General features: G+C 68.1%; 21 protein-coding genes. 7 read left to right on the top strand and 14 right to left on the bottom strand.

The annotated features are described in order from the left end of the window. Positions 1 to 13: 13 nt before the first annotated feature. Positions 14 to 880 carry an LLM class F420-dependent oxidoreductase gene (locus tag ACIRRA_RS20140; RefSeq protein ID WP_402770370.1) on the bottom strand — a complete coding sequence of 289 codons (867 nt, stop codon included), beginning with the start codon at positions 878 to 880 and terminating at the stop codon, positions 14 to 16. A gap of 126 nt (positions 881 to 1,006) precedes the next feature. Between ACIRRA_RS20140 and ACIRRA_RS20135 the strand changes: the two genes are divergently transcribed. Continuing rightward, positions 1,007 to 1,552, top strand: a complete 546-nt coding sequence (locus ACIRRA_RS20135; RefSeq protein ID WP_402769997.1) for a YdcF family protein — start codon at positions 1,007 to 1,009, stop codon at positions 1,550 to 1,552. Between the two features lie 105 nt (positions 1,553 to 1,657). Further along, positions 1,658 to 3,253, top strand: a complete 1,596-nt coding sequence (locus tag ACIRRA_RS20130; RefSeq protein ID WP_402769994.1) for a GMC oxidoreductase — start codon at positions 1,658 to 1,660, stop codon at positions 3,251 to 3,253. Between the two features lie 64 nt (positions 3,254 to 3,317). Here ACIRRA_RS20130 and ACIRRA_RS20125 read toward each other — a convergent pair whose 3' ends face one another. The 9 genes from ACIRRA_RS20125 to ACIRRA_RS20085 are packed head-to-tail and all read right to left on the bottom strand — an operon-like array spanning position 3,318 to position 11,950. Then, positions 3,318 to 3,899, bottom strand: coding sequence for a hypothetical protein (locus ACIRRA_RS20125; protein ID WP_402769991.1), 582 nt, complete (start codon positions 3,897 to 3,899; stop codon positions 3,318 to 3,320). A 23-nt stretch (positions 3,900 to 3,922) separates the two neighbouring features. Further along, entirely contained in the window at positions 3,923 to 4,879 is a 957-nt protein-coding gene (locus ACIRRA_RS20120) for an MlaD family protein (RefSeq protein WP_402769988.1), read from the bottom strand. Next, positions 4,876 to 6,051 carry an MlaD family protein gene (locus tag ACIRRA_RS20115; protein WP_402769985.1) on the bottom strand — a complete coding sequence of 392 codons (1,176 nt, stop codon included), beginning with the start codon at positions 6,049 to 6,051 and terminating at the stop codon, positions 4,876 to 4,878. The genes ACIRRA_RS20120 and ACIRRA_RS20115 overlap by 4 nt, the downstream gene beginning before the upstream one ends. Continuing rightward, positions 6,048 to 7,130: an MlaD family protein gene (locus ACIRRA_RS20110; protein ID WP_402769982.1), complete on the bottom strand. Its 1,083-nt coding sequence runs from the start codon at positions 7,128 to 7,130 to the stop codon at positions 6,048 to 6,050. The genes ACIRRA_RS20115 and ACIRRA_RS20110 overlap by 4 nt, the downstream gene beginning before the upstream one ends. Continuing rightward, positions 7,130 to 8,140 (bottom strand): MlaD family protein, encoded by a 1,011-nt coding sequence (locus ACIRRA_RS20105; RefSeq protein ID WP_402769980.1) that lies wholly within the window; start codon positions 8,138 to 8,140, stop codon positions 7,130 to 7,132. Before ACIRRA_RS20105 ends, ACIRRA_RS20110 begins: the two co-directional genes overlap by 1 nt. Positions 8,141 to 8,169: 29 nt before the next feature. Next, a complete protein-coding gene (locus ACIRRA_RS20100) occupies positions 8,170 to 9,222 on the bottom strand; it encodes an MlaD family protein (protein ID WP_402769977.1) in 1,053 nt (350 codons plus the stop codon). Continuing rightward, a complete protein-coding gene (locus ACIRRA_RS20095) occupies positions 9,219 to 10,247 on the bottom strand; it encodes an MlaD family protein (protein ID WP_402769974.1) in 1,029 nt (342 codons plus the stop codon). The genes ACIRRA_RS20100 and ACIRRA_RS20095 overlap by 4 nt, the downstream gene beginning before the upstream one ends. A gap of 3 nt (positions 10,248 to 10,250) precedes the next feature. Then, on the bottom strand, positions 10,251 to 11,114 hold the full coding sequence (locus ACIRRA_RS20090) for an ABC transporter permease (protein WP_402769971.1): 864 nt from the start codon (positions 11,112 to 11,114) through the stop codon (positions 10,251 to 10,253). Further along, entirely contained in the window at positions 11,114 to 11,950 is an 837-nt protein-coding gene (locus ACIRRA_RS20085) for an ABC transporter permease (protein ID WP_402769968.1), read from the bottom strand. Before ACIRRA_RS20085 ends, ACIRRA_RS20090 begins: the two co-directional genes overlap by 1 nt. A gap of 383 nt (positions 11,951 to 12,333) precedes the next feature. On the opposite strand from ACIRRA_RS20085, the gene ACIRRA_RS20080 reads away from it, so the two are divergent. Beyond that, entirely contained in the window at positions 12,334 to 12,564 is a 231-nt protein-coding gene (locus ACIRRA_RS20080) for a nuclear transport factor 2 family protein (protein WP_402769965.1), read from the top strand. Here the strand turns inward: ACIRRA_RS20080 and ACIRRA_RS20075 are convergent, their stop codons facing one another. Then, the gene (locus ACIRRA_RS20075) at positions 12,565 to 13,650 is read right to left on the bottom strand and encodes a calcium:proton antiporter (RefSeq protein WP_402769963.1); all 1,086 of its coding nucleotides are present in this window, start codon (positions 13,648 to 13,650) and stop codon (positions 12,565 to 12,567) included. A gap of 105 nt (positions 13,651 to 13,755) precedes the next feature. On the opposite strand from ACIRRA_RS20075, the gene ACIRRA_RS20070 reads away from it, so the two are divergent. Continuing rightward, entirely contained in the window at positions 13,756 to 14,496 is a 741-nt protein-coding gene (locus ACIRRA_RS20070) for a VIT family protein (RefSeq protein ID WP_402769960.1), read from the top strand. Here the strand turns inward: ACIRRA_RS20070 and ACIRRA_RS20065 are convergent. The 3 genes from ACIRRA_RS20065 to ACIRRA_RS20055 all read right to left on the bottom strand — a co-directional run bounded on the left by ACIRRA_RS20065 (position 14,493) and on the right by ACIRRA_RS20055 (position 16,710). Then, complete coding sequence (locus ACIRRA_RS20065; protein WP_402769957.1) at positions 14,493 to 14,921, bottom strand: hypothetical protein; 429 nt, start codon at positions 14,919 to 14,921, stop codon at positions 14,493 to 14,495. The genes ACIRRA_RS20070 and ACIRRA_RS20065 overlap by 4 nt on opposite strands. Positions 14,922 to 14,954: 33 nt before the next feature. Continuing rightward, positions 14,955 to 15,509, bottom strand: a complete 555-nt coding sequence (locus ACIRRA_RS20060) for a hypothetical protein (protein ID WP_402769954.1) — start codon at positions 15,507 to 15,509, stop codon at positions 14,955 to 14,957. Between the two features lie 157 nt (positions 15,510 to 15,666). Continuing rightward, positions 15,667 to 16,710 (bottom strand): NAD(P)-dependent alcohol dehydrogenase, encoded by a 1,044-nt coding sequence (locus tag ACIRRA_RS20055; protein WP_402769951.1) that lies wholly within the window; start codon positions 16,708 to 16,710, stop codon positions 15,667 to 15,669. A gap of 132 nt (positions 16,711 to 16,842) precedes the next feature. On the opposite strand from ACIRRA_RS20055, the gene ACIRRA_RS20050 reads away from it, so the two are divergent. The 3 genes from ACIRRA_RS20050 (at position 16,843) to ACIRRA_RS20040 (ending at position 19,777) form a co-directional block, all read left to right on the top strand. After that, positions 16,843 to 17,640, top strand: a complete 798-nt coding sequence (locus tag ACIRRA_RS20050; protein ID WP_402769948.1) for a helix-turn-helix domain-containing protein — start codon at positions 16,843 to 16,845, stop codon at positions 17,638 to 17,640. Between the two features lie 85 nt (positions 17,641 to 17,725). After that, a complete protein-coding gene (locus ACIRRA_RS20045; protein ID WP_402769945.1) occupies positions 17,726 to 18,388 on the top strand; it encodes a PadR family transcriptional regulator in 663 nt (220 codons plus the stop codon). 189 nt (positions 18,389 to 18,577) lie between these two features. Next, positions 18,578 to 19,777: an FAD-dependent oxidoreductase gene (locus ACIRRA_RS20040; protein WP_402769942.1), complete on the top strand. Its 1,200-nt coding sequence runs from the start codon at positions 18,578 to 18,580 to the stop codon at positions 19,775 to 19,777. Positions 19,778 to 19,814 lie beyond the last annotated feature (37 nt).

Here is a 19,814-nt window from a genome sequence, read left to right as displayed (position 1 = left end):
CCCCGGCCCCGGACTAGATGGCCGCCAAGCGCGGGAGCAGGCGTTCGGCGAATTCGGTGGCGAAGACGACGGGATCGCCATCGGGCATGAAGTCCAGCTCGGTGATGCCCAGGGCGGCAAGCTGCTCGGCGTCTCGCAGCACCCGATCCGGATCGCCGAGGGCATCGGACACGTAGACCGCGGTCTTGCGGATGGCGTCGTAGTCGCGCCCCTCGGCCTCACAGTGCGCGCGCAACACGGCCAGCTTGGCGTCGACCTCCTCGGGGCTGCTCGCGAAGAGGTTGCAGGCGTCCGCGTAGCGGGCCACCAGCAGCAGCGTCTTGCGCTCACCGCCACCGCCGATCCGGATGGGCGGGCGCGGGCGACTCAAAGGCGCAGGCACGCACAGGGTCTCGGCCAGCTGGTAGTGCTCGCCCTTGTACGGCCCGTTGTCGGGACCCCACATCTGCAGGCAGATCTGCAGCGTCTCCTCGAGCCGTTCGAACCGCTCGGCCATCGGGACGACCGGTACGCCGAGGCCGCGCTGCTCCCGCTCGTACCAGGACGCTCCGATGCCCAGTTCGGCCCGGCCGCCCGAGAGCACGTCGAGGGTGGTGACGATCTTGGCGAGCAGGCCGGGATAGCGGTACATCACCCCGGTCACCAACAGCCCCAGCCGCATACGCTCGGTCAGGGCCGCCAGGTAGCCGAGAGTGGTGTAGCCCTCCAGCATGGGTTCCTCGGCGGTGCCGCGAAGCTCCATCTGGAAGTAGTGGTCCATGACCGTGAACTGCGCGAATCCGGCCTGTTCGGCAATGCGGGCGGTATGCGCCAGCGTCGACGCGATCCGATCGGTCGCGGCGGGGTGCGAGTAGTTCCAGTAGTGCAGGCCCAGCTCCATGGCGGACTCCTCCGTTGGGGACGACATGCCTTGTGTTCGTGCGTGATGCCGTGCGTTCGTGCGCAATACAGTCTGCCCCACGATCACGCCGGGAAGGTCGACTCCGTAGTCGGTACCGTCGGAGGCGTGCCTGCACTCCGGAGGGTCATCGCAGGGGTCGTCACCGTGACGGCACTGATCGTCGCTCTCGCGTTCGCGGGGCTGCCGGTGTTCGTGCACCCGCAGGTGGATCCGCTGCGCCGGGCCGACGCCATCGTGGTGCTCGGCGGGACGGCCTACGCACGCTACGACGTCGGGCTGCGGCTCGCCCAGGAGGGCTATGCGCCCGAGCTGCTGATCTCGCGATCCACCGGCCAGAACGACCCGGTGATGGACCGCTATTGCGACGGCGGGTTCGCCTTCACGGTCTCCTGCTTCGTGCCGAATCCGTGGACCACCCAGGGCGAGGCCGAGGAGATCCGCCGCCGGGCCCAGGCTGGACACTGGCAGCACATCATCGTGGTGACCTATACACCGCACGTCTCTCGCGCTCGATACATCGTGGCGAAGTGTTTTTCCGGCCAGATCACCATGGTCGCCAGTCCCAGCGATTCGGGGCTGTTGTTCTGGTCCTGGATGTATGTGCGGCAGTCGGCGGGTTATGTGCGCGCGTTTCTGCAGCGCGGATGTTGAGCCGAAAGATGCCCCACGGCCGCGCAATTGAACGGTTACGATGAGGTCCGGGCAAAGGGAAGCGCGTCCGTCGCGGGGGTGGATGCGGGTGCGGGAGGATTTCCGGTGCGTATCGACGACCTTCGTGCCGCGCGGGACAGCGAGCTGACGGCCGACCTGTGCATTATCGGGTCCGGACCGGCTGGCCTGACCCTGGCTGCCGAACTCGCGGAAAGCTCGCTACGAGTGCTGGTGCTCGAGAGCGGCGGGCGCGAACTCTCCCCCGGCACCGATGCGCTCAACGACATCGAGAATGTCGGCGCCGCGCGGGCCCAGCCGTATCGCAATGCCCGCAATCGCATTCTGGGCGGCAGTTCGCACACCTGGAGCGGACGCTGCGCGCCCCTGGACGACCTGGATTTCGCGACCCGCGCCTGGGTCCCGTTCTCCGGCTGGCCGATCGGATTCACCGAGGTCGAGCCGTATCTGGATCGGGCGGCAGGACATCTGGGACTGGGGTACGGAGCCGGGTTCACCGGCGACCGGTTCTGGGAGCTGGCCGACCGGATTCCGGCCCATCCGGAGGTGGACCGGCGCTGGCTGCGGCCCTACTTCTGGCAGATCAGCAAGGACCCGGCGGATCCGTTCGACTCCAAGCGATTCGGCATCCACGCCGGGGAAATCTCCGCAGCCAATGTTCGAATTCTGCTGAATGCCACCGTTTCCCATATCGATACCGATCCGGACGGCAGCCGAGTCGAGGCATTACGGGTGGTGGATTCCGACGGAAATACCCGTGTCGTACGTGCGGCGCGAATTGTGCTGGCCGCCGGAGGAATCGAAAACGCGCGCCTGCTGCTCGCGTCGAATCACATTGTGCCGGAAGGTATCGGTAATCGTCACGACGTGGTGGGCCGGTATCTGCTGGATCATCGCTGCGGTGTGGTGGGCGCGCTGGACCCGCACACCTCCGCCGCCGCGCGCGACCGATTCGGCAAATACGTCGTGAAAACCCGCGGCGGTAAGCACACCTTCCTGCACGGGCTGGCACTGTCGCCGGAAATCCAGGCCGACGAGGGACTCCTCAACTGCGCCCTGTGGATTCAGGAGGTGCCCTCCGAGGACGACCCCTGGGAGTCGGTGAAGAACCTGCTGCGCGGGCACATCAACCTGCACGACGCCCGCACCGTCGCCAGCCATCCCGGGCTGCTGCTCTCCGGAGCAAAACGCCGCCTCATCGACCACACCGGTCTGCCGCGCAAGCTCGAACACGTGGAACTGCGCTGCATGGTGGAGCAGACCCCGGACCCGCGCAGCCGGATCACGTTGAGCGACACCGTGGATCGCCTCGGCATACCGCATCCGCGCATCGACTGGCAGGTCAGCGCCCTGGAGGACGCCACCGTCCGCCGCGCCGCCGCCCTGGTCGCCGGCGAGTTCGCCCGCCTCGGCTATCCCCCGCCCGCCCTGGACGAATGGGTCCGCGAGACCAGTGATCTCCCGGCCCGGCTGACCGACTGGGCGCACCCCACCGGCGCGACCCGCATGTCGGCGGACCCGCGCACCGGCGTCGTGGACGGCGACTGCCGCGTGCACGGCGTGAGCAACCTGTATATCTCCGGCAGCTCGGTCTTCCCCACCAACGGCCACGCCAACCCCACCCTGACCATCGTCGCGCTGGCCGTGCGGCTGGCCGACAAGCTGCGCGGCACCGCCGCCTGACGGGTGCACCGGAAGGCCCGCCGAGCTCGAAAGCTGCGGCGGGCCAGGGTTTTCCGGGACACGGTTACTGCTTGGGCAGCGGGAGGTCGATGCCGCCGACGTCGGTGACCCTCCAGTCGCTCTTGGGGTCGACGCTCACCGTGTAGTAGATGGTGGTGAGGACGCCGTCCGGGTTCTGCGCATTGGTGGAGTTGACGTTCAGATAGACGTTCACCTTGTAGGCGCCGTTGTCGCGATTGGTGACCTGCGAGCTGAGCAGGGTGGGGCTCGAGGTCCACTTCAACGGAACCAGGATCTCCCGCAGCTTCGAGGAGGTGGCGTCGAACTTGCTCGCCAGCGCCGGGGTGGTGTTGGACTCGAGGCGAGCGGTCCAGGCGTTGAAGTCGGAGAAGTTGAGGTTGGCCGCGCCCATGGCGTAGTCGGAGGCCACCTGCTCGGCGTGCTTGTCGTTCGCGGCCTGGGTGTCGCGGTCCTTCAGGTCGCCGCGCGCGGACTGCCACAGCACGGTGACCGTCACCAGCGCGCCGATGAGCAGCACCGCGGCGACCGCGGTCACCAGGGTCGAGACCTTCAGCTGCACTGTCTTGCCCGGGGCCGGCGCCGATTCCGGGTCGACCGGCTGCTTCGATTCGGTGTCCTGAGACACGGGTCTCCTCCTTGGTGGTACTGCTACTTCACGCCGACCTGCACGCGCACGGCACCGTCGCCGGTGGACGCGAGCGCCTGCGAGATCAAGCTGCTGATATTGAGCTGAGGCCCGGCGGTGCGTGCCGCGTCGGCGAGCGGCTGCAATTGGGGCGCGAGGGTCTTCAATTCGGGTCCGGCCTGCTGCAGCCATCCGGTCAGCTTGACCAGGAAGGGCGCCAATCCGTTGCCGGAGACGTATGCCTGCGGCCCGGGGGCACGGTCGACCAGTCTACCGACGGCATTGATGAGCTCCTTGAGCGACTGCTCGAACTGCACGAACGCCGGTGCTGCGGCCGCTGTAGCCTCGCCCATTCCATCGATATTCGAGGCGGCCGCCTGGAAGCTGTTGAGTAGCTGAGCAATCTTGGGTTCGCGGCTCATCATCGCCGCGGCCAGCAGATCACCGGCGCGGGTCAGGTTCGGCATGGCCGAATCCGTGTCGTGGAAGGCCGCTCCCAGCGTGCTCGCCAACGAGGCCGCCACTTTCGGATCGAGCTGGTTCATGACCTTGTTGACCAGTCGCGACACCTCGGGGATGGACAGCGGCGACTTCACCGCGGCGGCGTCCAGGCGCTGGCCGTCCTTCAGGTACGGCCCGCCCGCGGTGCGGGGCCGGAATTCCACGAACGGCTCGCCCAGCGCGGACAGCTGCTCGATGGTGACGTCACTGTCGGTGGGCAGCCTGCGGTCCCCGTCGATGCGGAAGCCCACCTCGACGCCGCGCGCGGTGGAGTCCACCGACGTGATCTTGCCGACCCGCATGCCGGTGAGCAGGATGGGCGAACCCACGCTCAGCCCACCGGAATTCGCCATCACCATGGACCCGCCGGTGTAATGCGCGAACGGATCCGCCCGCACCACGCCGAAGGTCAGATAGCTCGCGCCCACCACGGTGACGGCCGCGATGCCGCCCAGCGACGCCAGCGAACCCCACTTCATCGCACCGCTCCGATCATGCGCAGCCCGGCCAGAATGTTGGTGACCTGATCGTCGCGGGACACCGAATCCGCCTGAATGCCGGTGATGTTCACCTTGGGCCCGTTCTCGACGAACGGAATCAGCTTGTCCCGCAGCAGCGAGGTCAGCAGCGACAGATTCGACGGCACCGACAGGTCCAGCGGCTGCCCAGAAAGCGCCAGCGGCGCAAAGGATTGCGTCACCGGATCCAGCGCGGTGGCCAGCGGAGCCAGCCACACCAGCGACTGCCCGAGCTGGCCGAGCACGGCGAAGATCTGGGTGACGCCCTTGATCGAGCCGGTGATCCCGGCCATGGCGTCCACCGACTCCTGGCTGAGCTCGTGGTCCAGGAAGTCCGCGCGATCGTGTAGCACCTGGGCGTTCACACCCAGACCGTCGAGCAGCTTGTCGACCTGGTCCAGATTGGCCGCCAGATCCACCGCGTTCCCGGCCGCGTTCTGCGCGATCCGCTTGGTCTCCTCGGGATCGCGGGGCAGCACCGCGTTGAAATGGTTGATGATGTCCTGCAGCTGATTCACCGCCCCGCCCTGGGTGAAGGCGGCCAGCGCGGCCATGGTGTCCTCGAGCTGCACCGGCGGGCGGGTGTGGTCCTGGGTGATGGTGCCGCCGTCCTTCAGCAACGACCCGAAACCGTCCGGCGGCGTGGTCAGCGCCAGATGGATGTCACCGAGCACCGTGTTCTGCCGCAGCTCGGCCACGGTGGTGGCCGGCAGCGGCACCTTGGACGAGATGTCCGCGTCCACCACCACATAGCCGCCGCGCCCGCCCGTGTGAGCCGAATCCACCACGCGCACACCGCTGACCGAACCGACCTGCGCGCCATTGGCGATGACCTTGGCCTTGGCGGGCAGATTCAGCACATTGCCGAACTCGACGTGGATCCGATAGGTCGGGCCCGAAATCGTGGTCCCCGGTACCGGCACCGAAGACGGATCGAAGGCGCAGCCCCCCGCCCCGGCCAACAACCCGGCGGCCAACACAGCGGCTCCGGCACGCCTGGCCATGGCCGCACGTCCCCGCGGACGCATGCCGGAGCCGGCCCCCTGCGCAGGCTTCGACCATGCCGAGCTGCCCTCTCGCGCACCGGAACCTGGCCGGGTGGCGACGACGATCTCCCAGCGTCCGAACCTCATCGCGCACCTGCCATTCCGAGCACCAACGGGACCAGCGGGACGTTCACCATGCCGTTGGCGGCGTCGGTGCAGCTACCCGGGGTGACGGCGTTGACGGCGGCGCAGACCTGTTCGGCCTGCGGGGCCGGCAGGGCCGCGCGCGGAGAGCCGTAGGTGATGCCGTTGCCCATGATCTTCTGGGCCGCATTGGTCAGCACCGGCAGCTTCAGCATGACCTCGGAGAGCGAGCCGACATTGGCGCGCAGCAGGCGGACCAGCGGGAGGGTGTCGTCGAGGCCCCGCATGATGGGGTCGCCCGCGATGGTGACCAGATCATTGAGCATGGGCAGCACCTCACCGAGCCGGTCGATGAGTTGCGCACCGGGACCGAGCAATTCGGTACTGGCATTGTCGAGGGCGGGAGCCAGCCGCAGCAGCATGGAGCGCAGGTCGCCCCAGTGCTGCTCGACCTTCGCACCGACCGCGGCGAAGGCGTCGAAGATGCCCGCCAGGTGCCCGATGTCGGCATCCGGCTGGGCCAGAGCCGAACCCAGCTCCTTGACGATCTCGTTGATCTGCGGGCCCGCGCCCTGGGTGGCCGAGTCCAGCGCGGACAGGCCGTGCGCCAGCGCATCCGGGGCCTGCGCCTGCTGCAGCTGCGAGGACAGATCGGCCAGCGCCGTCAGGGTCTCGGTAATGCTCTTGGGCGTCAGGGTTTTGGTGATGCACTGCGACGAATCCCAGTGCGCCAGATCCTTACCGCTGTTGAGCACCGCCAGATTACGGTCGGCCACAATGGAATCCGAGACCGTGGTGGCAGCGGCGTCCGCGTACACGGGATACTTCGCGTCGACCGAGAACGTCACCTTGACCTTGGTGCCGTCGGAATCGATGGAATCGACGGTGCCGACCGGGATTCCGCGCATGGTCACCTTGTTGCCCGCGTACAGACCGACGGCATCGGGCATCACGGCGCAGTAGGACACGGTCTTCTTCATCGGGTTGAACCACAGGAGGTACCCGACCACCGCCAGCAGCACGACCAGTACCGCACCGCCGACCGACATGAACGCCTGCGATCCGAGCATCCGCTTGAACATCAGCAGTCCTTCCCCGGCACCGGAATGCACACCTGCGGCTGTGCCACGGGCTGCTGCGACAGCGTGACGGTCTGCTGCGACTGGTCGATCTGACCGCCGTCCGGAATCACCAGGTCCGACAGCTTCTTCTGCAGGTCCTGCGCGGCGGTCAGGGTCGGGGTGAATTTCTGGCCGAGTTGTTCGAGCTGGGTGATCGCGTCGGTCAGCTTGGGCTTCAGATCCGACCAGGTGGGTTCCACGCCGCCGAGCCGGCCGAGCACATCACCGAGCAGCCAGATGGCCTCGGCCATCTCGGCATGCTTGCCGTCGAGCACGGTGACCAGCAGGTTGGCATTGTCCATGAGCCGGCCCAGATCGGACTTCGCGCCGTCGTACATGCGCACGTACTCATCGGCCACGGCCACCGCGTTCGACACCTGGCTGCGCTGCTTGTCCAGCGCGTCCACATAGGTGTCGACCGTGGCCAGCGTGGTGCGCAGGGTGTCGGGCGAGCCGTCGATCGAATTGCCCAGTGCCGCAAGGTTCTTGTTCAGTGTGGAGCCATCGATCTTGGAGAGCGGGGTGGCCGCGTCCCGGAAGGTCTCGATCAGGCTGTAGGGCAGGCGAACCCGGTCCGCCGGAATGGCCGCCGACCCCAGCGGCTTGCTCCCGGCCGGGAACACCGCCACATAGTGGCCGCCGACAATGGTCAGCATGCGAATGTCGAGGGAGGTCTGATCACCCAGGAACACATCGGATTTCACCGTGAAGCGCATGACGACCTTGTCCGGCTTCAGCTCCAGCGACTTCACCTCGCCGACCGAGATGCCGGCGATGCGCACGTCGTCGCCCGCCTTCACCGACTGCGCCTCGGACAGTTCCGCGGTGTAGATGTGCTTGCCGAACGGGATCACGTACAGCGCACCGGCGGCCGCCAGGCCCAGCACCACCAGTACCGCGCCGATGACGCCCTTGCGCAGGTGCCGCTTCTGCTTGGTGGCGTCGTCGACCACCCGGTCATCACGTCTCATGCTGAACCAGCTCGAGAAGCGGGGCAATGTCATCCGTTGCATATCGCCACCTGCTGTCCCGACACGAGCACCCTGACCACCGCCGGTACATCGGCGGTTCCCTTGCTGCACACCGGCTTCCAGCCGCTCGGACTGGTCGGCAGGGCCGCGTCGGCCGCACCCAGCACCGCGGGCAGGCGGCCGAAGGCGTCCACCGCCTCCTTGGCGTCGGGGAAGATCTTGCGGATCAGCGCGTCCACGTCGGAGCCGCTGTCGATCCCCAGCGAGCGCAGCAGATTGTCGATGGGCCGCAGCACCGAGGGCGCGGTGACCGCGAATTGCGCCAGGCCGCCGATGTTCTGCTGCAGCGCCTCGAAGATGTCGGAGAGCTGCTTCAGCAGCGGCACCAGGTAGTGCACGCGCCCGCCCAGCCGGTCCGACAGATCCGACATGTTGTGGATCAGCGTCGAGATCACCTGCTGCCGGTTGTCCACGTACGACGCCAGTTTCCCGATCGCGTCCATGGCCGGGCCGATCCCGCTGCCGTCACCCTCGATCAGGGCCACCATGCTGGCGCTGAACTGGTTGATGGCCTCCGGGGAAATGGTCTGCAGCACCGGCTTCAGGCCGTTGAACAGCTGCGTCACATCGAAGGACGGGACGGTGTGGTCCTCGCCGATGCGCGCCCCCGCCGGAATCCGGGTGCCCGGCTGCGGCTGCTGCTGCAGATCGATGTACCGCTGCCCGGTCAGATTCTGATAGCGGATGGCCAGCTTCGAGTTGTCGTAGACGGGTGCATCGGTCTTGACCGACAACTGGACCCGGGCCTTCGCCCCCTCGAGGCTGATCTGCTTCACCTTGCCGACCTGCACGCCGAACATGCGCACGTCGTCGCCGACCTTCAAACCGTTGGCATCGGTGAAGATGGCATCGTGGGTCTCGGTCTTCCCCGACACCGGACGCTGAATCGCGGTGAGCACCAACATGAGCACCACCACGATGACGCCCCCGAACAGGGCCAGCCGCCAGGCTGCGGCTTGCACATGCCCACCCGTCGCCCCACCGCCGCCCCTGATGGAATCGCTGCGCGATGCACGCCTCATTTGGCCCCTCCCAGCAGCGGCACCGCGATGGCCGGCACACCCTTCAGGTCGACCTCCACATTCAGCACAGGCCCCTGCCCGGTATCCGGCATGGCCGCGCGCAAACGCTCCAGCAGCAGGCGCAATTCGGCCGCGGACTGCTGCGGCTGCGGCACCATCTGGGCCAGCGCGGTCAGCACCGGCACCAGCATGTCGGTGGTACCGGAAAGCTGATTCCCGGCCTGGGTGAAGGTGGTCGCCAGCGCCGGCAGCAGCTGGCCGGTGACCGTCGCGACACCCCTGTCGTAGGCGGCGCGGTCGGCCTGGAGCCGCTGCATGCTGCGGATCAGATCCACCACCTGCACGGTCGCGCCCGCGAACCGGCCGCCGCCGTCGAAGGCCGGGCCGAGGTTGCCGACCAGCTCCGACATCGGCATCTTCTGGTTATTGGTAACGGTGCGCTGCGCGGTGATGAGCGCCTGCGCCAGTGGCATGAGCGCCTGGGTGTCGGCCGCGGCCTGGGCGATCACCGACGCCATCTGAGGCGTGAGCACCGAACCGCCCACCTGCGAGGCGCTGCGCAGAATCGAGCCCATGGTGGCGTCGTAGATCGCGGCGGCCCGGCTGCCGGTGAAGTCCAGCACCGTACCCGAGCGCAGCGGGGAACCGCCTGCGCCCTTGCGCAATTCGATCTCGCTGATGCCGAAGAGGTTGGCGGGCGCGTAATCCACCTGCAGGCTGTCGTCCAGGCCGAACAGCTCGGCATCGTCGAGCCGCAGCGAAATCTGCTGTGTCCCGTGCTGATCCGGCGCGATCTCGGTGACCTTGCCGATCACCACGCCATTGGCCCGCACATCGGTGCCGACCAGCACGCCGTCACCGATCTGCTCGGTGCGCAGTGAAATCGGCAGTCCGGCCTCGGTTTTCTGTGACCGGTACAGCGCCCAGCCCGCCACCACGGCCACCACCAGCGCCAGCGCGACGGTGCCGACCGTCATCGCCCGCTTGCGATCGACGGCCACACCCGGCATTCCGTAATTCGGCATCCCCTACCCCGTGAACGTAATCGCCGAGTTGAAGCCCCACAGGGACAGCGACAGCACCATGTCCATGGCCACGATGGCCACCGAACTCGCGCGCACCGCCTTACCCGAGGCGATGCCCACACCCTCCGGCCCGCCGGTCGCGAAAAAGCCGAAGTAGCAGTGGATCAGGATGACCACCACCGCGAACACGGCCACCTTGACCACCGCGGCGATCACGTCGAACCCGGACACGAACTGGAAGAAGTAATGGTCGTACACACCGGCCGAGGCCCCGTGCACCAGCGTGATCAGCCCACGGCAGGCCGCGTAGGACAGGATCAGCGCGATGAGGAAGGTCGGCACGATGGCGACCGCGCCCGCGAGCACACGGGTGGTCACCACGAAGGGAACCGAACGCAGACCGAGAGATTCGATGGCGTCGATCTCCTCGGAGATACGCATCGACCCGATCTCGGCGGTCATGCGGCAGCCCGCCTGCGCGGCGAACCCGATGGCCGCCACGATCGGCGCCAGCTCACGGGTGGTGGCGTAGGCCGACACCAGGCCCGACACCGGGCCCATGCCCAGCATGTCCAGCGTGGTGAACGACTCCACCGCCACCGACGCGCCCATGACCAGGCCCAGCACGATCATCATCGGCACGGTCCCGCCGCCCACGATGACCGAGCCGCGGCCCCAGGTCATATCCGAGATGGCCCGCATGGTCCCGCTGCGATACCGCCCGAGAGTCAACGGAATCGACGCCAGCACCTGCCAGACGAAGGCCAGCGTGAAGCCCAGGTTCTCCACCCGGCGCAGGATCAGGCCACGGCGGCGATAGGCGCGCGCGGCCCAGCCCAGCCCCTTGGGCACGTAGGTTGCCGACATCAGGCCAGCCTCGTGGGCAGGAAGAGATCGGTGATCTGGGTGGCGACCAGGTTGACGGTCACGATCGATACCACCGACAGCACCACCGCGGCGTTCACGGCGTCGGCGACACCCCGCGGGCCGCCCTTCGCCTCGAGCCCGCGCTGGCAGGCGATGATCACCACGAGGAAGCCGAAGATCACGGCCTTCAACAGCGACACCCACACATCGGCGGTGGTGGTGAAGGATCCGAAGGTGGACCAGTACGAGCCCGGCGTCACGCCCTGCCCGCCGATGGCGACGCCGTAGCCGGCGAGCACGCCCACGAAGATGATGAGCACGTTCAGCAGCGGCGCGACGAAGACCATGGCCACCAGGCGCGGGATCACCAGCCGATGAATCGGGCTGATGCCCATGGTGTTCAGCGCGTCGATCTCCTCACGAATGGTGCGCGCGCCCAGATCCGCCGCCAGTGCCGCGGCGCCCGCGCCGCCCAGCAGGAAGCCGGTGGCCAGCGGCGCGCCCTGTTTGATGACACCCAGGCCGCCGGTCGCGCCCAGCAGTGAATCCGCGCCCAGGGTGTGAATCAGATTGCCCACCTGGACCGAAACGATGACACCGAACGGAATCGCGATGAGCACGGCCGGAATCGCGGTCACGGTAATGAGCCGCCAGGCCTGGAGAATGGCTTCTTTCCATTGGAATTGGCGGCGCGCGATATCGGTGACGGTGCCGACCACCGCTTCCTCGGCAATTCCGACCGCGCGACCGAAGGTGCGCAGCGACGCCACCGAGGTGCTGGAGAAGTTGTCACGCACGATGCGCACGGCGGACCGACTCTGGACGGCCCGGGTCATCGCAGGACCGCTTCTTCGAGACGCCGGAACCGACGTGTGGTGGCGAGCTTCAAATTTCTTCTCCGTGATCGGCAACACTGCCTGCCATCAAAGCTAATGGTTACCCGGAGTTACAACAAATCGGTTCGAGTGTGATCGAAACCTCTAAGTTATCAACCGGTACACCCGAGGCTGGTCCCGGTCAGCGGAACGAATAGGCACGTGACCTGCGGATCTAGAACGTGTTATCAGAGCGGATCTGCTATCAATATGACGCCAGTCACGCCCCGGGCGAACCTCCGGCGAGACCGTTTCGAACCCCTCGGCCATACCCAAGGACGAATTGAGTGATCTCGCAGCAACCCCCTATTTCACCGCGAACCCACGCGTAACCCGGACAGTGCGTGTTCACTGTCGCTGTGGACAACACGGTGTCGGCGGTCCTGCGCACGATCGAAGCCGGCGACTGGGCGGAATTCGCGAAACTGGTGCACCCCTATGTGCATTGGACCGAGGACGGCGTCACCACCCGCGGACGAACCCGCGTCATGGCGCTGCTCTCCCGGCACGATGCCACCAATCCCGCGACGACCTACGAGCTGCGCGACGGCCAGGTCTATCGCTGGAATTCCTGATTACGGGCTGACCGCCAGAAAAACGAAGGCCGAGAACAACACCAGGTGCACACAGCCCTGGAGCAGCGTCGCGCGTCCGGGCACCACGGTGAGCGCACCGACCACCACGGTCAGCGCCAGCAGCACCATCTGGGTCGCGCCCAGGCCGAGCTCGAGCGGGCCCTCGATCCACACCGAGGCGAGCGCGATGGCCGGAATGGTCAGGCCGATACTGGCCATGGCCGAACCCAGCGCCAGATTCAGCGAGATCTGCACCCGGTCGCGGCGCGCAGTACGCACGGCCGCAATGGTTTCGGGCAGCAGCACCAGCATCGCGATCACCACGCCGACCGCGGACTGCGGCAGCCCGGCTGCGGCGATACCGGATTCGATATTCGGCGTATCCACCTTCGCCAGCCCGACCACGCCGATCAGGGCAACCAGCAGCAAACCCAGACTCAGCAGCGCCTGCCCGCGGGTGGGCGGCTCCTCGTGCTCATCGTCGACGGCAGCGACCCCCTCGACGGGCAGGAAGTCGTCGGGATGCCGGACCGTCTGCACCATGACGAAGACGCCGTAGAGGACCAGCGACGCCACGGCGGCGAAGGCCAGCTGCGAGGCCGAGAACACCGGGCCGGGTTCGCTGGTGGTGAAGGTCGGCAGCACGAGACTCAGCGTCGCGAGCGTCGCGACGGTGGCCAGCGCCGCGCCGGTGCCCTCGGCATTGAAGACCGCCACCCGCCGCCGCAGCGCGCCCACCAGCAGCGAGAGGCCGAAAATGCCGTTGCACGTGATCATTACGGCGGCGAAGACGGTGTCGCGGGCCAGCGAGGCGGACTTCTCCGGACTGGACACCATGAGCGTGACGATCAGCCCGACCTCGATGATGGTCACCGCCACCGCCAGGATCAGCGATCCGAACGGCTCACCCACCCGGTGCGCGACCGTCTCCGCGTGGTGTACCGCGGCCAGCACCGCGCCGATCAGCACGGCTCCCACCAGCACCGCCGGGACCGGGCTCAGCTCCCGGCCCCAGGCCACCGCCAGCACCGCGGCGCCCAGCACCGGGAGGATGGCCGACCAGTACCGCTTGCCGAAACCCACCATGACCCCATCGTTGCAGCAAACCGTCCGCACACCACGCAAATGGGAGCGATGCCTCCCCCGAACGCGTTACCGCATGAGTGGGTCCCGGTGAATTAGGCTGCCCACGTGGACGACACCGGAGCCGGAGCCGCGGACGCCGCGCTACCGCACCCGCACGAGCCGCACGACGAGAGCCTCGCCTCCCGCCTCAACTGGTTGCGGGCCGGCGTGCTGGGCGCCAATGACGGCATCGTCTCCACGGCCGGTCTGGTGGTCGGTGTCGCCGCCGCCTCCACCGACTCCAGCGCCATCCTCACCGCGGGCGTCGCGGGCCTGGCCGCCGGCGCCCTCTCCATGGCGGTCGGCGAATACGTCTCGGTCAGCACCCAGCGCGACTCCGAGCGCGCCCTGCTGTCCAAGGAGAAGCGGGAACTGGCCGAGGAGCCGGAATACGAACTGGCCGAACTGACCCAGATCTACCGGGCCAAGGGCCTGTCCGCCGAGACCGCCCGCCAGGTGGCCCAGGAACTCACCGCGCACGACGCCTTCGCCGCCCACGCCGAGGCCGAATTGGGTTTGGACCCACACGCTCTCACCAATCCGTGGCATGCCGCGCTGTCGTCGGCCGTCTCCTTCACGATCGGCGCCATCCTGCCGATCCTGGCCATCCTGCTGCCCCCGACCCAGTGGCGCATCCCAGTCTGTTTCGCCGCCGTGCTGGTGGCGCTGGCCCTGACCGGGTCGGTGAGCGCCCGGTTCGGTGGCAGCAATCCGCGCCGGGCCGTGCTCCGGGTGGTCATCGGCGGCGCGCTGGCCATGGCCGTCACCTACGGAATCGGCCAGCTGGCAGGGATTTCCGGACTCTAGTCGGAGGGTTGGCCCGAATCCTCCGGCGGCGCGGGCGGATTCACCGGCCCGCCGCCCGGGCCCACCGGCGCCGGGATATCCACCGGATGCGGTGCCACGGGCGCCGGAATCACCATTGGCGGAGCCGGAGCCTGAGCCGGAGCCGGTCCCGGAACGGACGGAACCTGTTCGGCGGGAGCGACATTGGGCGGGTGCGGAGCGGGAGCGACATTGGGCGGGTGCGGACCGGGGGCGAAACGGTCGTGACGCGGGCGGGGGACATTCACGATCGAGGTGCCGGCGATCGGGCGATCACCGGACGAGGTGAGCCATATGCCCGCCCCGACAGCCATCGCCAGGAGGACGGCGGCCAGGACCACACGACCCAGCCGCCGGGGGTTGATATCACCTTGGTCGCGCCGGATCTCGTCTGCCGTGCCGAGCATGGCTGTCCTCCTTCGGATTCCGGGCCGCGACTACTAGGGAGCGGGCGGCGGGGGCGGGGGTGGCACCAGGAACGGGAGGATCGGGGCCAGAATGTCCGGTAGTGAGGGGGCGGGTGGTGGGGCCGCCGGCGCGGGAGCGGGTGCGGGCGGCTCGGGAGCCGCCTCGACCGGCGCGGGCGGAGGGACGTATTGCTGAGTTTGCGGGGCGGTTTGCTGAGTTGGCGGGGCGGTGGAGGGTGCCGGGGCGGGCGCGGGATTCTGTGCGGCCGCCGGGGCGGGCGATGGTGGTGCCGGGGCGGCGGAGGTGGCGGGCGGGGGCGCCTGGGGCTGCGCCTTGACGGACTCCGGTGCGGTGGACGTGGAAGCCGGTGGAGTGTCCGGTGTTTCGACGCCACCGGGTCTGTCGAGGGCGGCCCACAGGGCGCCGCCGATGAGGGCGAAGGTCACGCTGATCGTGAGGACCAGTAGGCCGCCGAGCACCCCGAAGGGCATCGCCCCCGCCGCGGTCAGACCGGGGGTCCCGTCATTCGATGCGGCGGGCTCCTCCCCCGCCCTATCGGGTCTCTCGCGTACCGCGCCCACCGCCACCGGGGAACTCCTTCGGCTCGAAGCACACGCCCGTAGATCCGAAATGCTTCTCCTTCAAGGCACGGTACACAGATTTGCTGATTATCTGAACCGGCTACACGGTAAGGAAATAGTTCCAGGTGGATATCTATCCGAACCGATTGCCAATAAGTTGCTATCAATCCAAGGTGAGCACCACCTTGCCGAACGGGTCACCGGTCTCGAAGTATTCGAACGCCTCGACCGCCCGGTCGAACGGATACACCCGATCAATCACCGGCCGCATGTCGTGCTCGGCCATGGTGCGGTTCATGAACTCCAGATCCGCCCGGCTGCCCACCGCGATGCGGCGCAGGCCGACATACTTGCCGCCCAGCGGATCGGCGGGCTGCTGCCCCGGATCGGCCGGAAAGGCCCCGATCAGCACGACCTGTCCGTTGTAGGCCGTGGCCGCAAGGGATTTCGCCAGCGTCCGCTTGCCCACCGCCTCCACCACGAGCTGCACGCCCAGGCCCTCGGTGAGCTCCAGCACCACCCGCTCCCAGTCCGGGGTCGCGGTCCGGTCCACCACCTCGTCCGCGCCCAGCTTGCGCAGGCGCTCGCCCTTCTCCCGCGACGAGGTGAGGGAGATGACCTGCGCGCCCAGCATTTTCGCGTGCTGCACCGCGAAGAGCCCGACCGGACCGGACCCGACGGTCAGCACGGTGTCGGAGGGCCCGACGGGCACGGGCTTGGTCACCGCGGCCCAGGCCACCAGACCCGCGCAGGTGAGGGCGGCAGCTTCCGCATCGGTCAGATACGGCGGCACCTGCACCACCGAGTCCTCTTCCAGCAGCACATAGGTCGCGAGCCAGCCGTCATGGGTCACGCCGTACTGCTCATTGCTCAGCGCCCGGGTCTGCGGGCCGTCGTTCCAGCCGACGAAGTAGGTGCTCATCACCCGGTCCCCCAGCGCCGCGCGGGTCACGCCCGCACCCAGGCCGATCACCTCACCGACGCCGTCGACCAGCGGCACCACGCCCGGCCGGGCCGGCACCGGGTAGGTGCCCTCCATCAGCATGATGTCGCGCCGGTTCAGGGAGGCGGCGCGCGCCCGCACCAGTACCTGGTGCGGTCCGGGGATCGGCGCCGCCTGCACCGCGGTACTCAATCCGGCCGTACCGCGCAGCGGATCAAGGTGGTAGGCAACACCATTCGCGTTCTGCTCGTGTCCATCGCTCATGGCCCCGAGTCTGTGCCGCGCCGGCTGCCACCGCGATTCCCCGTGGGGAATGATCGAGGCCCGGCTCCCCGGCCGTGTGACGATTCCCTGGAGGGAATCGCGATGCGACACCGCCTCGAACACAGTGGAGGTATGACGACCATGGCCCCGGCGGCGACCACACCGTTCGCACAGCAGCTCCGCGGCTGGCGGACACGGCGGCGGTTGAGTCAGCTCGATCTGGCCATCGCCGCCGAGACCAGCCAGCGGTATCTGAGCTTCCTGGAGCAGGGGCGCTCGCAGCCGGGGCGGATCATGGTGGTCCGCCTGGCCGAGGTGCTGGGGCTGTCGCTGCGGGAGCGCAACGCAATGCTGCTGGCGGCGGGCTATGCGCCGATCTTTCCCGAATCCTCGCTGGACGCACCGGAACTCGACGCGGTCCGGCATGCGCTCGACACCATCCTGCAGGGGCATCTGCCGTATCCGGCCGTGGTGACCCGGCCGTTCGGCGTGCTGGTGGCGGCCAATCCTGGATTCGAGCTGCTGACCGAGGGCTGCGCGCCGGAACTGCTGGAGCCCCCGATCAATGTGCTACGGCTGGCCTTGCATCCGGATGGGCTGGCCCGGCGGGTGGAGAACCTGCCGGAGTGGGGGCGGCATGTCACCGACAGCCTCCGCAATCGCGCGGGCCGCAGCCCGGATCCCGCGCTGGACGCGCTCATCGCCGAACTCGACGGCTATCTGCCGCCGGTGGAGCCGGGCCCGGGGCATCTGGGTTTCGCGGTGCCGCTGCGGCTGCGGTCCGAGGCGGGCGAGCTGCGGCTCATTACCACTGTCACCTCGTTCGCGACGGCCACCGATATCACCCTGTCCGAGCTGCACCTCGAGGCGTTCCTGCCCGCCGACCAGGCCACCTCCGACCACCTGCGCGCCCGCTTCGCCCGCGCGTAGATGCCGATCGGAGCACGATTCCGGCCGAATACTTGTCGCCGAATACTCGTAGACGTATATTCGTAGACGAGTAAGGAGGCGCCGGATGGCTCGCAAGCGCAAGGTCGCCAATCTGATGGGGCTGGCTGTGCTGTCCACCGTCGTCGTCAAACCCATGCATCGATACGAGATCGCCGCGCAGTTGCGGGCATGGGGCAAGGACAACGACATGAGCGTCAAGTGGGGCTCGCTCTACACGGTCGTGGACAACCTCACCAAGCACGGCTTCGTCGAGATCGCCGGCAGTGAACGCGACGGCGCCCGGCCGGAACGGACCATCTACCGGATCACCGATGCCGGGCGCGCCGAACTCACCGACTGGACCAGGGAACTCATCGCCGACCCCGAGCACGAGAAACGCCGCTTCACGGCCGGGCTGTCCGTTGCCTCGGTGCTGCCGCCCGACGAGGTCATCGACCTGCTCACCCAGCGAATCACCAAGCTGGACCGCACCATTGCCGAATCCCGCACCCAATTGGCAGCCCTGGACGGCACCGTGCCGCGGCTGTTCCTGATCGAAGATGACTACCAGCTGGCCATGCTGGCGGCGGAGTCCGAATGGGCACGCGCACTGCGCGATTCGCTCGCCGACGGCAGCTTCCCGGACGTGGAGGGCTGGCGGGCCTGGCATCGCGACGGCATCATGCCCGCCGACATCGACGAGCCGGCGGAAGGGGGAGCCGACACACCGCAGTCCCAGCACAACTGATCCATTTGGACCGGGCCCCGGCGAGGGTGCTGCAACACCGCCGCCGAAGCCCGGGAACACACCGTCTCGAACCGCGTCCGTGCAGGCGAACCCGGCACCGAGTTTGGCAACTACAGGATAACTGGGTTCTCCACGCGCGGGACGGTTCGGGGATTTCGACACCCTGCGAACACTTCTCGGGAGAGAACCATGTCCATTCGTTCCGCACTCGTCATCGGTGGCGGCATCTCCGGCCCCGTCACCGCCGCCGCGCTCCACCTGTCCGGAATCGACGTCACCGTCTTCGAGGCCTACCCGGGTCCCGCCGACGGCATCGGCTCCAACCTGGCACTCGCGCCCAACGGCGTGGCCGCGCTGGACATCGTCGGGGCCGGCGACGCGGTGCGCGCCCACGCGGTGCCCATCAGCCGGTCCTCGATGTCGGTCAACGGCAAGCGATTCGAACTGCCCGGCATGACCGACATCGAGCCGCTGCGGGTGATCGACCGCGCCGACCTGCACCGGGTACTGCACGACAATGCCGTCGCCGCCGGGGTGAGCTTCGAGTACGACAAGCGGCTCATCGAGGTGGAGGAGCACGCGGGCGGGGTGACCGCCATCTTCGCCGACGGCAGCAGCGCGACCGCGGATGTCCTCATCGGCGCGGACGGAATCCGCTCCACCGTGCGCACCCTGGTCGATCCGAAAGCCCCCGGGCCGACGTACCTGCGCATGCTCAGCTTCGGCGCGTACACCGACTGCCCGATCGACCTGGAGCCGGGCATGATGACCTTCGCCTTCGGACGGCGCGCCTACTACCTGTACTGGGCCATGCCCGACGGGCGGGTCTCGTGGGGCGCGAATCTGCCCAGCGAGCAGTACTATTCGCTCACCGAGGCCCGGACCGTCCCCGCCGAGCAGTGGCTGCGCACGCTGCGCGAGACCTACGCCGGGGAGGATCCGGGCGAACAACTGGCCCGCAGCACCACCCCGGCGCAGCTCGCCGTGATCGGCGCGCTGCACATCATGCCGCCGGTGCCGCACTGGTACCGGGGCCGGCTGGTGGTCACCGGCGACGCCATCCACGCGCCCAGCAACACCTCCGGGCAGGGGGCCTCGCTGGCCATCGAGAGCGGGATCGAGCTGGCCCGGTGCCTGCGCGATATCGACGATCCGGCACGGGCTTTCGCCACCTACGAGGCGCTGCGGCGGCCGCGGGTGGAAGGCGTCGCGGCCCGCGTCGCCCGGATGAACCAGACCAAGGCCGCCGGGCCCATCGCACGCAAGGCCATGCAGCTGATGATGCCGCTGCTGTTCAAGCGGATGGATCCGGAGAAGATGCTGGGCGGCGAGCAGCGATTCCGGATCGACTGGGACGCCACCGTGCGGCCCACCACCGTATCCGTCTGACGCCCGAAAGCACGACGCCCCGCCGCGAATTCCGCGG

The organism is Nocardia sp. NPDC101769, from assembly GCF_044766925.1.
Classification (GTDB): Bacteria; Actinomycetota; Actinomycetes; order Mycobacteriales; family Mycobacteriaceae; genus Nocardia.
This window is presented reverse-complemented; position numbering and strand designations above follow the sequence as displayed.

Coding starts and splice junctions, on each gene's coding strand:
- ACIRRA_RS20120 (WP_402769988.1), bottom strand. CDS start 4,879: ATGAAGTGGGGTTCGCTGGCGTCGCTGGGCGGCATCGCGGCCGTCACC.
- ACIRRA_RS20140 (WP_402770370.1), bottom strand. CDS start 880: ATGGAGCTGGGCCTGCACTACTGGAACTACTCGCACCCCGCCGCGACC.
- ACIRRA_RS20100 (WP_402769977.1), bottom strand. CDS start 9,222: ATGAGGCGTGCATCGCGCAGCGATTCCATCAGGGGCGGCGGTGGGGCG.
- ACIRRA_RS20045 (WP_402769945.1), top strand. CDS start 17,726: ATGGCTCGCAAGCGCAAGGTCGCCAATCTGATGGGGCTGGCTGTGCTG.
- ACIRRA_RS20075 (WP_402769963.1), bottom strand. CDS start 13,650: ATGGTGGGTTTCGGCAAGCGGTACTGGTCGGCCATCCTCCCGGTGCTG.
- ACIRRA_RS20110 (WP_402769982.1), bottom strand. CDS start 7,130: ATGTTCAAGCGGATGCTCGGATCGCAGGCGTTCATGTCGGTCGGCGGT.
- ACIRRA_RS20040 (WP_402769942.1), top strand. CDS start 18,578: ATGTCCATTCGTTCCGCACTCGTCATCGGTGGCGGCATCTCCGGCCCC.
- ACIRRA_RS20085 (WP_402769968.1), bottom strand. CDS start 11,950: ATGACCCGGGCCGTCCAGAGTCGGTCCGCCGTGCGCATCGTGCGTGAC.
- ACIRRA_RS20050 (WP_402769948.1), top strand. CDS start 16,843: ATGACGACCATGGCCCCGGCGGCGACCACACCGTTCGCACAGCAGCTC.
- ACIRRA_RS20055 (WP_402769951.1), bottom strand. CDS start 16,710: ATGAGCGATGGACACGAGCAGAACGCGAATGGTGTTGCCTACCACCTT.
- ACIRRA_RS20115 (WP_402769985.1), bottom strand. CDS start 6,051: ATGAGGTTCGGACGCTGGGAGATCGTCGTCGCCACCCGGCCAGGTTCC.
- ACIRRA_RS20095 (WP_402769974.1), bottom strand. CDS start 10,247: ATGCCGAATTACGGAATGCCGGGTGTGGCCGTCGATCGCAAGCGGGCG.
- ACIRRA_RS20065 (WP_402769957.1), bottom strand. CDS start 14,921: ATGCTCGGCACGGCAGACGAGATCCGGCGCGACCAAGGTGATATCAAC.
- ACIRRA_RS20090 (WP_402769971.1), bottom strand. CDS start 11,114: ATGTCGGCAACCTACGTGCCCAAGGGGCTGGGCTGGGCCGCGCGCGCC.
- ACIRRA_RS20105 (WP_402769980.1), bottom strand. CDS start 8,140: ATGAGACGTGATGACCGGGTGGTCGACGACGCCACCAAGCAGAAGCGG.